10 protein-coding genes and 1 pseudogene are annotated in these 13,828 nt (G+C 50.7%); 2 read left to right on the top strand and 9 right to left on the bottom strand.

Going from position 1 to position 13,828, the window contains the following annotated elements; all coding sequences use genetic code 11:
- Nucleotides 1-199 precede the first annotated feature (199 nt).
- Nucleotides 200-2,228: pseudogene (locus GAC_RS00930) on the top strand (AM185 family type 4 secretion system effector protein); the annotation flags it as partial.
- A gap of 38 nt (nucleotides 2,229-2,266) precedes the next feature.
- Here the strand turns inward: GAC_RS00930 and msp1b are convergent.
- The 9 genes from msp1b to aspS form a co-directional block, all read right to left on the bottom strand.
- Nucleotides 2,267-2,716 carry an adhesin MSP1 subunit beta gene (msp1b, locus tag GAC_RS00925; protein WP_010267114.1) on the bottom strand — a complete coding sequence of 150 codons (450 nt, stop codon included), beginning with the start codon at nucleotides 2,714-2,716 and terminating at the stop codon, nucleotides 2,267-2,269.
- Nucleotides 2,671-3,012, bottom strand: a complete 342-nt coding sequence (locus GAC_RS00920) for a DUF1194 domain-containing protein (protein ID WP_010267117.1) — start codon at nucleotides 3,010-3,012, stop codon at nucleotides 2,671-2,673. Before GAC_RS00920 ends, msp1b begins: the two co-directional genes overlap by 46 nt.
- Entirely contained in the window at nucleotides 2,999-3,790 is a 792-nt protein-coding gene (locus GAC_RS00915; protein ID WP_012658835.1) for an alpha/beta hydrolase, read from the bottom strand. The genes GAC_RS00920 and GAC_RS00915 overlap by 14 nt, the downstream gene beginning before the upstream one ends.
- A gap of 82 nt (nucleotides 3,791-3,872) precedes the next feature.
- On the bottom strand, nucleotides 3,873-4,412 hold the full coding sequence (locus GAC_RS00910; protein ID WP_011114159.1) for a c-type cytochrome: 540 nt from the start codon (nucleotides 4,410-4,412) through the stop codon (nucleotides 3,873-3,875).
- A gap of 399 nt (nucleotides 4,413-4,811) precedes the next feature.
- Nucleotides 4,812-6,332, bottom strand: a complete 1,521-nt coding sequence (locus GAC_RS00900) for a proton-conducting transporter transmembrane domain-containing protein (protein ID WP_037349006.1) — start codon at nucleotides 6,330-6,332, stop codon at nucleotides 4,812-4,814.
- 369 nt (nucleotides 6,333-6,701) lie between these two features.
- Entirely contained in the window at nucleotides 6,702-9,356 is a 2,655-nt protein-coding gene (gene ppdK / locus GAC_RS00895) for a pyruvate, phosphate dikinase (RefSeq protein ID WP_010267129.1), read from the bottom strand.
- Between the two features lie 295 nt (nucleotides 9,357-9,651).
- A complete protein-coding gene (locus tag GAC_RS00890) occupies nucleotides 9,652-10,161 on the bottom strand; it encodes an RDD family protein (RefSeq protein ID WP_010262934.1) in 510 nt (169 codons plus the stop codon).
- 2 nt (nucleotides 10,162-10,163) lie between these two features.
- Nucleotides 10,164-10,787, bottom strand: a complete 624-nt coding sequence (locus GAC_RS00885) for an HAD family hydrolase (RefSeq protein WP_010262937.1) — start codon at nucleotides 10,785-10,787, stop codon at nucleotides 10,164-10,166.
- A 191-nt stretch (nucleotides 10,788-10,978) separates the two neighbouring features.
- Nucleotides 10,979-12,757 (bottom strand): aspartate--tRNA ligase, encoded by a 1,779-nt coding sequence (aspS, locus tag GAC_RS00880; RefSeq protein WP_010267131.1) that lies wholly within the window; start codon nucleotides 12,755-12,757, stop codon nucleotides 10,979-10,981.
- Between the two features lie 418 nt (nucleotides 12,758-13,175).
- On the opposite strand from aspS, the gene GAC_RS00875 reads away from it, so the two are divergent.
- The gene (locus GAC_RS00875; RefSeq protein ID WP_010262938.1) at nucleotides 13,176-13,763 is read left to right on the top strand and encodes a BON domain-containing protein; all 588 of its coding nucleotides are present in this window, start codon (nucleotides 13,176-13,178) and stop codon (nucleotides 13,761-13,763) included.
- Nucleotides 13,764-13,828: the final 65 nt, after the last annotated feature.

The raw sequence follows: 13,828 nt of genomic DNA, 5'->3' as shown, positions 1-13,828 counted from the left end.
ATAAACTACGATGCCAAGGGAGCGTTATGCGGGGGTAATGTCTCTCCTTCCTCTTCTTTCACTTGGGTGAAAAGCCGTACCGGCGGGGCTGCAGCTTAGTACCGGAGCCCGAGGGGGTGGGGATTTTCGTCTTCCCCTTTAATTATTATGAGGTTCAGGAATGTCGTCCGGAGGTGTGGTCCCACCGAGTCCATCTGTGAAGGATAAGGGGGCGCTGAGTGCAGATCTTATAGGGCAAAGAAACGCCTGCTTCTCCAGCGCAGAGAAGTCAGAGGCAACAGCCAGATTCTTCTGTTATTGCTTCAGACCGGGCAAACCTGAGCCCTGGACGTAGCCCATGGCGAAGTTGCAGCTAAGTCTAAGAAGGGGTAGATAAAGCAACCCTAATCAGAAACCTAATCAGCTCTGGTGCAGACTATAGTGAAGTTGAAGCTGAACTCGAGAAGATTGGTGCTCTCTCTTCCCGGCAGCCTTCCGTCTCCGTACAGGAGCCCGTACAAGAACCTCGTGTTGGCACAGAAGCAGCGTTGCGGAAAGCATCGGAAGAGGAGGCTAAAATCTTTAGTGACAGCGTTGTGCGCCTCGCAGAAGGGCGCATACGCAACTATTTGGAACGTTACAACGCTGGGGAGGAACGTTTGGGCCTCACCAGTGACGCAATAATGTCATACAAAAGAGAATTGCAGCAGAAGGCCCGAGAGAATGGCAGGGAGTTTACCGAGACGGAGAATACCATGCTCTGGGCATGTGTGAATATGGCTGCACTTAACCCGGATGCCGCTGCGTCTCGTGAGTTTGCGCGACAAGTTAATTTGAGCCACGATAAAAGAGTTGCTAAACTGCAACTGCGTGATCAGACGCGGTGGGATGATCCCGCAACTCGGGACCCGAATAGAGCCGAGTTCTTTTTCCCCACTCCGAAGAGTATAATAGGTCTGCCAGGTGCGGACGAATATCCGCGCACCCTAGCGCGGCTGTTTCCTAACCCCGAAGCGGAAACTCCTTGGGCGCTTGAGAGTGCCGGGAGGAAGCTTGTTGCGCACATAAAAGCGGGGCTTGATGTAGATACATTCGATCCTAGCGCGCCGATAGTTGGGAAGCCTGATGCGCCTGAACAGCCACCGATCCCGACCGGGGGGTGGAGTAAACAAGAGCAAAGAAAGATGGTGGACGGCTTCCTCAAAGATATGGAGAAGGCGATGGACGCAACGCGCGAGGCGGTGCTTCGGAGTAATAAAGAAAGGGCGAAGCAACGCGAACAACGGGATGCGCAGTTCAGAAATAAAATCACTCAGCAAAGCATTGAAGCATCTATACGTTCTCTAGAGCGCCACGGAGTTACAGTTAATGATGAAGCCAGGAAGGCCATTGTGGAGCGAGAGACGGCTATCGCGGGAAGGGTACAGGTACGCGAAAACGTGCGGCGTGCAAAAGTGCGTGAAGAAGTGCGGCGCGCAGACGCGGAATTGCGCAAATTGACGGGGGTTGGCGAAACGGAAAGTGCGTTCGCGAAAATGGGCGAAATGGGGGTGGCGTCATCGCTTACGCCTGACTTCTACGAGCGCGCGAAAGTTAGCAAAGGGGCACGCGCAGCGACGGGGATGGCCGAAACGAAAGAGGTGTCACCGCCTGCGCCTGGCTTCTTTCAACGCATGCAGAAACTAATGCAGCATGTTGTCACAAGAGTAGTATCAAAATTTTTCAATAAACACGCGGAGCAGCCCCTAGCCGATCAAGTCGCAAGTGCCGTAGATAATGTCAAAGCCCAGCTCCGTACTGATGATACCAGCAAGACTGTTGAGGCGGGCGTGAAGCAGGAGAAAGCTGATCTGCTTGCAAAGGATCCACTCGCGAAAGCTGCTGACCCGCTTACAAAAACTGACCGGCGTGCAAAAACTGCTGACCCGCTTGCAAAAACAACTGACCAGCTTGTAAAAACCGATAATACATTTGCGGAGCGTACTGCCGAGGTCCAAGCAGAGCTGGAAGTTGCGGGTGTTAGATTCAGCGGGCAGCAACCAGGCGTTGCCGTAGACATAAGCGACATGTCTGCTACCGCTAATTCCAGACAGCAGCAGAGTGCCAGTGAGCGGGTGGGGCAGAGGCCCACGTTGGAAAGCGCCGTAAGGGAATTTGCAAATGCGGTGGATGCCGCTTCAAAGTTGGAGCAGCGCACGGCACGGCAGCAACCCGCGATACAACAGCCACAAAGCGCGCGTGGTAGATAACAACACAACGCAGCCACTCCTCAAAAACCAGCAAAACTTCAAACTTTGTGCATCCCAGTACGGGGGTTTCCTGCCCCGCGGCCGCCACTCTGCTGTGCTCCCAGCACACCCAAGCTCATGATATACAGTAGTGCACACGTCATGATGCCACCAAATGTCATCATGGCAAACTCTGAAGCCATGAGGTCTTTAGTTGCTTGTTCTACGTTACTGTGAAGGTAATCCGCAGCTGCTTTAGCACGTAGTCCCACGCTCTCGTATTTAGCATCTGCCTTCGCTGCTGCCTCAGCTGCAATCTTTTCTGATAGTTGCTTAGAAAGCGCTTCCAGTGACTTCATGTGGGGATGGACGTTCTTGAGTGTACCATCAGCGCCTTTTATGAAGTCATTCAGCCGCTGCAGCTCTGCACTCTTGCGCTGGAATACGGCCGAGATGGCTTGTACTACATTGCTTTGATTCTGTTGTTGTTGCTTGTCGTCTTCTGCCATCGCACCTGTGCAATCTGGCTCTCCTGCTGATTGAGGGATTGTATTTTCCCATCTACAGAAGCCTCATTTACAGCAGTAGCAAGACCTTCAGCTGCCTGCTCGAGTTCCTTTTGGTCAATGCTGTCCACGCCCTTGGCTTCAGGGGTGGTGTGTGCATCGTCTAATTTAATACCCGCAGCTTCCAGCCCTGCTTGGACCTCGGCAGTACGCCCCGCAAGTGTATTAGTCTGTTGCTGCTGTTCTCCCTGCAAGGACTTCGTCCTGATTGGGGCAGAGCTCCTTCTACATGAGATCATGCACGGCTTTGAGCATCAGACCGAGCGAGTGCTCATCTGTGAGACGATGGGTCCCGCTTTTACTCAGGTGCACGCGCACATCCCCAGATTTTACTTTACCTGCTATTTCTAGAGAAACTTGATAAGGCACGACTGTGTCATCCATACCGTGTATGAGCACCATAGGGTGCTCCACCGCGATCTCACGCTTGTTCATAAGCAGATGGGCTTTGCCGTCATCTATAAGTTTTTTGGTAATCACATAACTGCAGTTATCCGTATTTTTTATGGTCTTGCCTGTGCGCATCATCTCTGCGCGCTGCGACTCGCTCAAATCCAACGATTCCGTAAAATCTGGTGCAGGCGCCATGCCAACAAGCCCCCGTACTCTTCTGCCGTGAGATAGAGCAGTTAGCAGCATGAGCCACCCTCCCATGCTGGAGCCCACTATAACCAAAGGCGCGCTCGTCAGGGATTCAACCACGCTCACGCAGCTAGCGTACCAGTCGCTTATTGTGCATTCTTGAAACTCGCCGCTCGAACTACCATGACCAAAGTAGTCAAAAACTGTGCAGTGCACTCCGTGGGATTTGCAGTACTCGAACAAATGCTGCGCTTTTGTGCCGCGCATATCGGACATAAAACCCCCGAAAAACACAACAGACACGGGGCTTTGAACCGTGGTCTGCATGTATGATATGTAACTAGAATTGCCCAACTCGAGCCGCTTTTCCTCGCCCACAACAGCCCCAACACACGATTGCCTGTGAGCATTGTATGAGAATCGGTAATGCTTCACAATCCGAAAAATACAATCTCCTTTTGAAGAATGTGCCGCCTCCTGTTCGGAAGTTTTGACGTCTGCGAACGTGCCGGGCCTACTATTCGCCTTCCTGCTGCTTAAGCTGCTTCATATACGCAAGCAGATCTGCGATATCTTGGGGTTTTGAAAGGCCCACGAAGGACATACGAGTTCCGCTGGCATAGCTCTGTGGGCTTTTGAGGAATTTAAATAACTCTTCCTCACTCCAGTCGCCCTGCATGCTAGACAACGCCTTAGAGTATGTGAACCCGGGGGTGTTGCACTTTTTTGCACCTATAATGCCCCACAGGTTGGGGCCTACTCTGTTGGGGCCGCCTTTGTCAAAGGTGTGGCACGCGACGCACTTTTTGGATACGCTCTTCCCCCTATCCGGGCTGGCGTTTGACATCAGAGATGCTAAATCTACCTCTTGCTGGGCATCACCCGCTCCCGCGTCCGTAGCGGCAGGCTGCTTACTGCCAACATCTACGCTGTACCCTCTGGGCGGGTCTTCGTCGGGGTTATAGAGCAGATCAACTACGTTGCTCACCAATAATATCACGAAGGACGCCAACAAGATGGCAGTGGCAACTCTATTGAACCTGAAACCCACGCCCAACTTACCGATAAACCCAACTAAAGAAAGCTAGTTCAATCATGCAACGCAGTCAATACATAAAATTCCCAACACAATCAAGCCGATTTGCGTTTTGGCACGAACAACTGCATCGAGACTTAACTTATAGGTGCTGGGAGTTCTTGGTCCGCCATCATCCCGGTGGATGCCAGTTTGAGTCCCTTTGATTTCATGCCCCACTTGAGTGGTGCGTCATCAAGGCTTATGACAACGCCGTTCTGGGCCGGCTCGGCCCATTTACTGCATGAGATCTGCACTGCTTTGAGCATCAGCCGAACGATACCCATGGGAGTCTCGGCCGCAGTCATCCCGGTGGATGCCAGTTTGACCTTTGGTTTCGTTGATTGCTGCACATAGTTGGGAGCTGGTACAGGAATGCCGTTATTTGGGGAACGTGACTGCAAGCCCGATACGATCTAACACCCCGAAAACGATGTTTGGGTATAGAAACAGCGCGATCGTGCACGCGGACGTGGCCATCATGGCTGTGAGCATTGGCACTGGGGCCTCCTTTCTGCCGCTTTTCGCCGAAGGCTTGATGAAGAACGCCCTGTATATTATCGGGACAAAATACAAGGTGTTGAGCAAGGTGCTCGCCACTACTGTGAGCACTACCACAATATGTCCACTGCCCATTGCTTCTGACAGAATTGAGAACTTTCCCCAAAAGGTTGAGGCTGGCGGCACCCCAACCATCGCCAAAGCCCCGATGCAAAACGCTGCGGCTGTAAGAGGCATCGCACGCCCTATACCGTCCATTTCCTTGACGCTAGTCTTGCCCGTGACTGCGTATATTGCACCTGCGGCAAAGAATAATGTAATCTTAGCGAAAGCGTGGCACACCATCTGCAAAACAGCTGCCCTAATTGCCCCGTCGGTATACATAGAGACTGCCAGCGTTATGTAGGAGAGCTGCGAAACTGTGGAGTACGCCAGCAACTTTTTTAGATTGCTCTGTTGCATCGCCATGACCGAGCCTACAATTATAGTTGCGGCGGATAAGTACATCAGGACATTGCAGTTGTATATGGTTCCACCTGCTGAGGCGTAATATTCGCCCATTCCCCGTACGCCAAGTACGTATACTGCAATCTTTATAATTGTAAACACTCCAGACTTAACCACAGCCACTGCGTGCAGTAGCGCGCTTACCGGAGTTGGGGCCACCATAGCCCTGGGCAGCCACACGTGTACTGGTACAATTGCAGCTTTGGCAACTCCATAGCACAGCAGGATGAGCAAAATTGGTAAGAAGGCTGGGTGTGTTTCAGATATGAAACTTGCAGTGCCGAATGATCCCGCACCCCCCAGCCCGCAAATCATTATTACTGCAGGAAGAAAAAACAGCATGGAAGCGCATAGTAATGTTTTTAGGTAGAACTTGCCTCCCTCTATGGAGCTTGCACTCAGCCCGTGTATGATTAAGGGATAAGTGCATGCGGTAAGAATTTCGTATGCAACAAATAGGGTGACTATGTTACCGGAAAAAGCCACGCATAAAGTGCAGCCGACGCTGGCTGCAAAGCAGGAGTAAAAGACCGGGTGGCGTTTTTTGTTTTTGAGTTCCGTTTTGTTCATGTAGCATATTGTATAGACGTTGGTTATAAGCCACAGTAACGAGACCATGAGTGCAAATGCCACGCCAAGGGCTTCCGGTTGAAGAGCAATACACAGTGATGACGTCATTTCATAACGCAGAACCGCGCCACCCTGGCCGCCGGCGCAAAGCACATATATACGGTACAAGATTGGTACCAACGCGCACGAAGATACCAGAGTTAAAACTTCATAAGCACGGCGTACATTGCGAAATGCTAAGATCAGCACCGCCGATGCAAACGGCAACGATACCGCGCCAAGCAGCGAAGCACCTACACTGCACATGCACAGAAGCTTAGTCATCACTCACCCACAGCACGTAGGCCACAATTAATAGCAACAAAACACCCGAAAGTAAAACACTTTACTTTTGTACTCATGGAAGGTAAGTTGCCATGGAGGAGGCCTTGCACCGTTCCATGTTGCCGTCTAGTATGCAAACTTGCAGTGCGGGATGTGCCGTACACAACCGGCGCAGTGCTGCCTTGTGCTGAAGTTTTGCGTATCGGCGCTCATTATAAATGTACAAATGTACGATGATGAGTGCAGCTGGAGATAACACGCACGAGGTGTATTCAGTTGTGTATGTGGTATATCTGTGTGGCGAAAAGTGGGGGAACATTGACGCTTGATTGGCGTCGCTGGCTTGTAATCTACTCTATAAAATTACACTCACGAGCTTTGGGTGACTGCCCCGTTGGACAATGTCAGCTGCTTGCAAGCAATTGCGCACTTAGCGGCTAGAAGCTTCGCCACGGGCACCTTATAGGGAGAGCAAGATACGTAATCGATGCCCAGTTTGGCACACAGCTGCATGGCTTCCAGCGTCCCGCCGTGCTCCCCACACATTCCAGTCTTAATTTTTGCGCCGGATTCTCGCGCAAGCTTCATGGTAATCTCTATCAACTTGCCCACTCCCTGTTCATCAAGGAGCTCAAAGGGGTCAGAACGCAGTATGCCAGCGCTTGTGTAATGTTCGACGAACTTTGAAGAGTCATCCCGAGACATGCCCAGCGTTGTTTGTGTTAGGTCATTCGTGCCGAAGCTGAAAAACTGCACGTGTTTTGCCAACCTGTCGGCAAGTAGTGCAGCCCTGGGGAGCTCAATCATAACCCCGATACTATATGGTGCGTTGTTAAATTGCTCGGCAACGCGCCGCACCAGATCGCCCACCCGGGTTATTTCTCCCTCGTCCATTACAAAAGGTACCATAATTTCTGGCACGACTTCTGCTATCCCTTCCTCGCGCAGCTCCCCTACAGCTTGAAAAATCGCCCGTACCTGCATTTCGTAGATTTCCGGATAGGAAATTGCCAACCTGCAACCTCTGTGACCCAGCATTGGGTTTTTCTCAGACAATGCGGACACCCTGTTGCGTACGTGCTCCAGGGGTTTGCCGATCCTTTTCGCAATGTCTTCCAACACTTCGCGGCTGGTGGGCAAAAATTCATGTAACGGAGGGTCCAGCAACCTTATGGTGATTTGCTTGCCCTGCATACATGCGAACATCTCCTTAAAGTCGTTCTTTTGCATGATCTCTATTTTCGCCAGCGCATTGTCCCGTTCTTGCTTGTCACCTGCTACTATCATTTCCTGTACGGTTGCTATTCTCCCGTCGGAGAAAAACATGTGCTCCGTCCTGCACAATCCAACGCCGTCGGCCCCGAATTGTTTTGCAGTTTTCATATCTTCTGGGGTATCTGCATTTGCCATCACCCCTATGGTTCTGACCTCATCTACCCAACTCATCAGTTCGCTAAAGCTTTCAGGAAGTTGCGGTGTCACGGTTTTGACCGTACCTAACATCACCTCTCCGGTACTGCCGTTTATGGTAATGTTCTCCCCTTGGGCGACCTTTAACCCTTCTCCATTGTAAAAAAACTCTCCGCTCTTATCGATAAAAAGGCCACTAGTTCCGCAAATGCAGGGCTTTCCCATGCCTCGGGCCACAACCGCAGCATGAGACGTCATCCCGCCTCTCAACGTTAGTATTCCTGCAGAACTGCTCATGCCGCCTATGTCTTCCGGGCTGGTTTCTTGCCGTACCAGTATTACGTTTTTTCCCTGCTTTTTTAGTGACTCCGCATCACTTGATGTAAATGCAACGCATCCGGACGCCGCCCCCGGAGATGCAGGCAACCCCCTGCAGACCACGGCGTTGTCAGACCCACCGTCCAATACTGGGTGTAATAACCCGCTCAGTGTGGTATGGTCTATCCTGTTTATGGCCTCCTCTCTTGAAATTAACCCCTCCTTGACCATAGCAACAGCAAGGTGTACTGCAGCCTGCGCGCTGCGCTTGCCTGCTCTTGTCTGCAAAATCCACAGCTTGCCGTCTTGTACGGTGAATTCGACGTCTTGCATGTCTTTGTAGGATTGTTCTAACTTGTGGCACACCTCAACTAGCTCCCCGTAGACGCGCGGCATCACTCGCTCCATGAGGCTTATAGGGGCCGGATCCTTGTTGCCAGATACTACATCCTCCCCCTGCGCGTTTATGAGAAACTCTCCAAAAATCTCCTTAGCGCCTGTGGATGGGTTTCTTGTGAATACCACACCGGTTGCAGAGTTTTGGCTAACGTTGCCAAATACCATGGATTGCACGTTGACTGCAGTACCAATTTCGGATGAAATCCCATACACCTTTCTGTAGGCAACTGCTCTACTGTTCATCCAGGACCTAAAAACCGCTCCGATAGCGTTGTATAGCTGTTCATGTACGTTCTGGGGGAACTCCGCGCCCCCGTGTTTGAGCACTAAGTGCTTAAATTCCGTGACCAGTTCTGACAGCGCTGAAACGTCAGCGATTGGTCCACCCGGCAGCAGAGACAGCTCTCGGCATTTTCTGTCATACCCTTCTTCAAACAGGTGGTTGTCCAGCTGCATTACCGTAGTGGCGTACATCTGTATCAGCCTTCTGTAGCTGTCATACGCGAACCTTTCCGAATAAGCCCGCTTCAACCCTTCCACAATTTCGTCGTTTATCCCCACATTTAGTATAGTGTCCATCATGCCGGGCATGGACCGGACACTACCTGAACGAACGGACACCAACAGTGGACGATCGGGATTGCCAAATTCCAGCGATATTTCGTTGCCCAAATGTTGCAAAGCTTTTTGTAATTGTTGAAACAGGCCTTCAGGGAGCTTTCCATGTTTGTGATAGTGCCCACACACTGATGTTGGGATTGTAAAACCGGGAGGAACGTTGATGCCAATTCTGCACATTTCAGCCAAACCTGCCCCCTTGTTACCAAGCAAGTTTGCCAAATGCGAGCCACCATCGCACTTGCTTTTGCTGAAGTGGTAAATCAACAGTTCACTCATACACTCCTACCAGACTCCGAGAAGATGGGATAAGGACGCGACACCATACGCCCCCATCATAGGATAATAAGGCTTAACATTCGGCAGCGCAACTACACAAGCTCCAATGCTGCGCAGAATGTGTACAATGTTTTCCGCGCGCCACCATCGCACCATCGGGCAGGTGGGGCACGGGCTCTGCCGGCTGCACAGAATTTGCGTGCTACCGTGCGCCGCAAGCGTAACCTGGCCGAGCGTTGGTTTCTTGTTCTTCCCTGTGTGCATGCCGGAGCGCGGCCGCCGAAAGAGCGGAATCCTACTTGGGCTTTCTAGGAGCCTTAGGCCTCTTTACCAGTACCACAGTGTTGTAGAGCGTGTCGTGTAATGTCTGTCGATTTTTAGAGAATAAGGCAATTGCATACCAGTAAGACCAAAACAGCAGCACTGCGGCCTGAAAGAGAAACAGCACGCTCAAGATAGCCGGTCCAGCGTCAACTACATCTAATGATTGTAACAGTAAAAGAGCTACAGTTGGGCACAGAAACTGCGATATCGTTCTGTTAAATATCACGCCCGTTTTCACGACAGTGCCGTCACACGTCGCGGTAAAAATTCCCAAGATTTTTTGCCCTACAGATGCCTTTAGTGGGGATGCATACAGATACGTATGGTAGCAACATGTTACCACCATAAAAACCAGGAACAGCGCGTAGCCGTGATCATGCGTTACAGAATGTATCAGATGTGCAGAGCAAGATACCAGAGCCATGTCGATGATATTAGCCAAGATCCTTCTCGGTATGCTAGCAAGCTCAAGCTTTTTCATATCTAATTCAGCAGACCCCTAACAAATCCGCAAAGGTCGATGAAATTCCTGAATGACAACACGCCCTCAACTTCGGTGCCGCCGTACACTATGGGCAAGCACTTCGCACTCCTCGCGCTCGCAACATCTGAAACGCTGTCTCCCACGAAAAACACCTGCTCGCTAGGAGTAACGTCCAATATCTCAAGTGCCGCGATTACGGGTTTGGGGGAAGGCTTGTTTTCTGGGGTGTCACCAGAACCTATAATTGCAGAAAAATACTTTGACAACCCTGTGGCACGCACCTCCTCACGAAGCGACGGCCCGTTTTTGTTGCTCACTATGCCCATACTGATTCCATTGTCGTACAAAAGCTCCAGCAATTCCAGCACGTTGCTGCTGGGAATAAGTTTCCTGACCCTCGTGGATTTTTCGGCAAACTCCATATATAAGGCTGAGGCCTCCTTCCATCTCGATCCTAAGGAGTGCACTAAGTACCTATCGACCGTACTTGGATCTATGGAGGCAAGGTCTATGTCGCTGCGACCCATGTGCTTTAGAACCTTATCCACCGTTTCGTAGTCTAGTGCACTACCTGTCACCAAAGTGTTACACCAGTCAAAAATTACCGCTACTGGAGGACGCATAGACACTCCCTTTGTTCACACACATTCAACAATGCCGTAGTTAAAACTCGGTTAAACCAACGGAGCCAGTACTTTACGTTTTTGTGAACTGTGTGACAACCTCATAATGTAGCGTAGATTGCTTTGCTAAAGGGACTGCCCGCATCTATTGCCTATGCCAGGGTGGTGGCTGCCGTGCAGCCCACATTAGGCTATTTGCGCTTGATGTTCAGGGCGATTGAGAGCTCCTGTAAGTGTGCAGGGCTCACCTCAGACGGTGCTCCCATGAGCAGATCTTCGCCGGTTTGGTTCAGCGGAAAACATATCACCTCTCTAATGTTGGGTGCGTCGGCCAGCAACATTACTATCCTATCAATTCCGGGGGCTAGCCCTCCATGCGGGGGCGCTCCGAACTTGAATGCGCGCACCAAAGCCCCAAATTTGGAGTTTACAGTCTGTTCATCGTAGCCAACCATGGAAAATGCTTTGTACATTACGTCGAGCCTATGGTTACGTATTGCCCCACTCGATATTTCAATGCCGTTACATACGATGTCGTATTGATAGGCGATTATGTCGAGTGGATTTTGCTGCTCGAGTGCTTCCATTTCCCCTTGTGGCATGGAAAATGGGTTGTGGCAGAAATCCAATTCCCCGTCTTCGCACTTAAAGTAGGGGAAGTCTACTATCCAACAGAACTTGAAAGTGTCATGCTCAATCAAGCCCAGTTCAAGCCCCAACAATTCCCTAATCTTGCCCGCGAAATCTGCGGCTTTGTCAGCCGTGTCTGACATAAAAAACACGCTATCCCCATTTCCAACTCCCGCTGCAGATCTTATGCGTGCAAGTTCGTCTTCACTCAGAAACTTGGCTATGGGCCCCTTGGCGGTTCCATCTGCTTCGTATGTTACGTAGCCGAGGCCGCGTGCGCCGAACTCCTTTGCTCGTTCTATTTTGTCATCAAAAAAACTCCTCGGCTTCCCAGAAGTGTTGGGAGCAGGAATTGCCCTGACCACTTCACCGGCTTCAACCCCGGCTTGAAATGTTCTGAATCCGGAATTGCGAAAGATTTCAGTCACATCGGAAATTACTAACGGATTTCTAAGGTCTGGCTTGTCTGACCCGTAACGTATCATAGAATCGCGGTAAGTAATTCTCGGAAATTGCCTGTCAACTTTCTTGTCGGCACCAGCAAATTTAGCGAACAGGCCATACAGCACCGGCTCAATCGCCGCGAAGACATCTTCCTGGGTGACGAAAGACATTTCCATGTCTAGCTGATAAAACTCCCCGGGTGATCTGTCTGCTCTAGAATCTTCATCGCGGAAACAGGGTGCAATTTGGAAGTATTTATCAAACCCGCCCACCATAAGCAGTTGCTTGAAGATTTGAGGAGCCTGCGGCAGCGCATAAAACTTACCGGCATGGGTCCTGCTTGGAACTATATAATCTCTTGCGCCTTCCGGGGAAGATGAGGTCAAAATGGGAGTGTGCACCTCAATGAATCCCAGGGCTTCCATGGCTCTTCTCAGCTCTGATACGACCATTGATCTGAGCAGTATGCTGTTTTTTACTTTGTCGCACCTCAGATCTAAAAACCTGTGCTGCAGCCTTATATCTTCCGGATAGCTAAAGCTTGTTGGTACGTGTAATGGCAAGGGGGCCGCTTCTGAGACCACGGTTAGGGTGCTAACCTTGACTTCCACGTGCCCGGTTTCTATTGATGCGTTGACATTATCCTCGCTCCTCTCTGCCACAATGCCCCTGACCGTAATAACGCTCTCGAGCCCTATAGTGGCCATGCGATTAAACAATTCTGGGTTTTCAGACTCATTGAAAATCAGCTGGGTGATCCCATAAAAATCTCTGAGATCGACAAATAAAAGCCCTCCATGGTCGCGCTTTCTGTACACCCATCCTGAGAGGGCTACCTCGTTTCCTACATGGGCTACACCCAATTCATTACATACGTGAGTTCTGTATATGTTCATATGTGCCGTATTACCGGAAGATGAGCATATTCTTTACCACAATCTAGCTGAAGGCTATGAAAAAGTTGGCGCCCTGCAATTTGCGGCCTCGTCTTGCCCACGGACCAAGTATCTGGTGGCATTGAGTTAGCAATGTCTGGAATTAGTAGGCACTCATGGTGGCCAGGCTTATGTCCCGCGCAGGTTGTCCGGGGTTCTGTTGATGTAGCACGGTGCCCTACAAATTTGCGCGGGTTTACCATTAATTAGTTGTAACCCAGTTGGTATACAAATTTGCGCCTATGGATGGGGTTGTGTCGCGCTAATATTTCGCTTAATAAGCGATACCTACTCACTCATGGGTATGATTTATGTTTACATGCGGCTCCGATTTATTTATAAGTCGTCCATCATGCGTTAACTCAAAGTAGATTGTGGGATGAGGTGCAGGGCCTTGCTACTGGCGGTGCTTTTGATAAGTACCCAGACTGGCTGTAGTCTCATGGTTGCCGGCCTTGCTGTGGTGACTGGGGCTGTGGTGGCGCTACAGGAGCGTTCTGTCGGCGATGTTATCGATGATGCCGCGATATTGATCAAGATCAATAAGGAACTGTTTCAACAGGGCATGTTCTCCTCTATCACCGTCCGTGTTAGCGAAGGAAGGGTGTTGCTGACGGGCACTGTTGATTCTCCCGATAAGAGGCTAAAGGCTGAAAGGGTGGCGTGGCAGCAGAGCGAGGTTAAAGAGGTCGTCAACGAAATTGCAGTAGACAAAGACGAAGTGACCTTGAAAGAGGTTGCTATAGATAGCGCCATCAGTGCGCAGATAAAAGCTCGTATGGTGGCCCATGCGGGGATCAAGTCTGTAAACTACAGCATCAACACTGTTGGAGGGGTTGTGTACCTGATGGGTATAGCCCAGAGCCAGAAAGAGCTGAACTCCGTAATCGGGATTAGCAAAAGGGTTAAAGGCGTAAAGCAGGTAATAAGCTACGTAAGGCTGAAACACAGCAAGTTGCGTCGCTAAAGGGTTAGGTATTCGTGCTCAGAGTTGCCTTCCAGATGGATGAAGACGTCGTAGTTGGGCGTGAT

The organism is Anaplasma marginale str. Florida, from assembly GCF_000215485.1.
Taxonomy (GTDB): domain Bacteria; phylum Pseudomonadota; class Alphaproteobacteria; order Rickettsiales; family Anaplasmataceae; genus Anaplasma; species Anaplasma marginale.
Note: the sequence above shows the minus strand (reverse complement) of the source record. Positions and strands in the feature narration are given on the sequence as shown.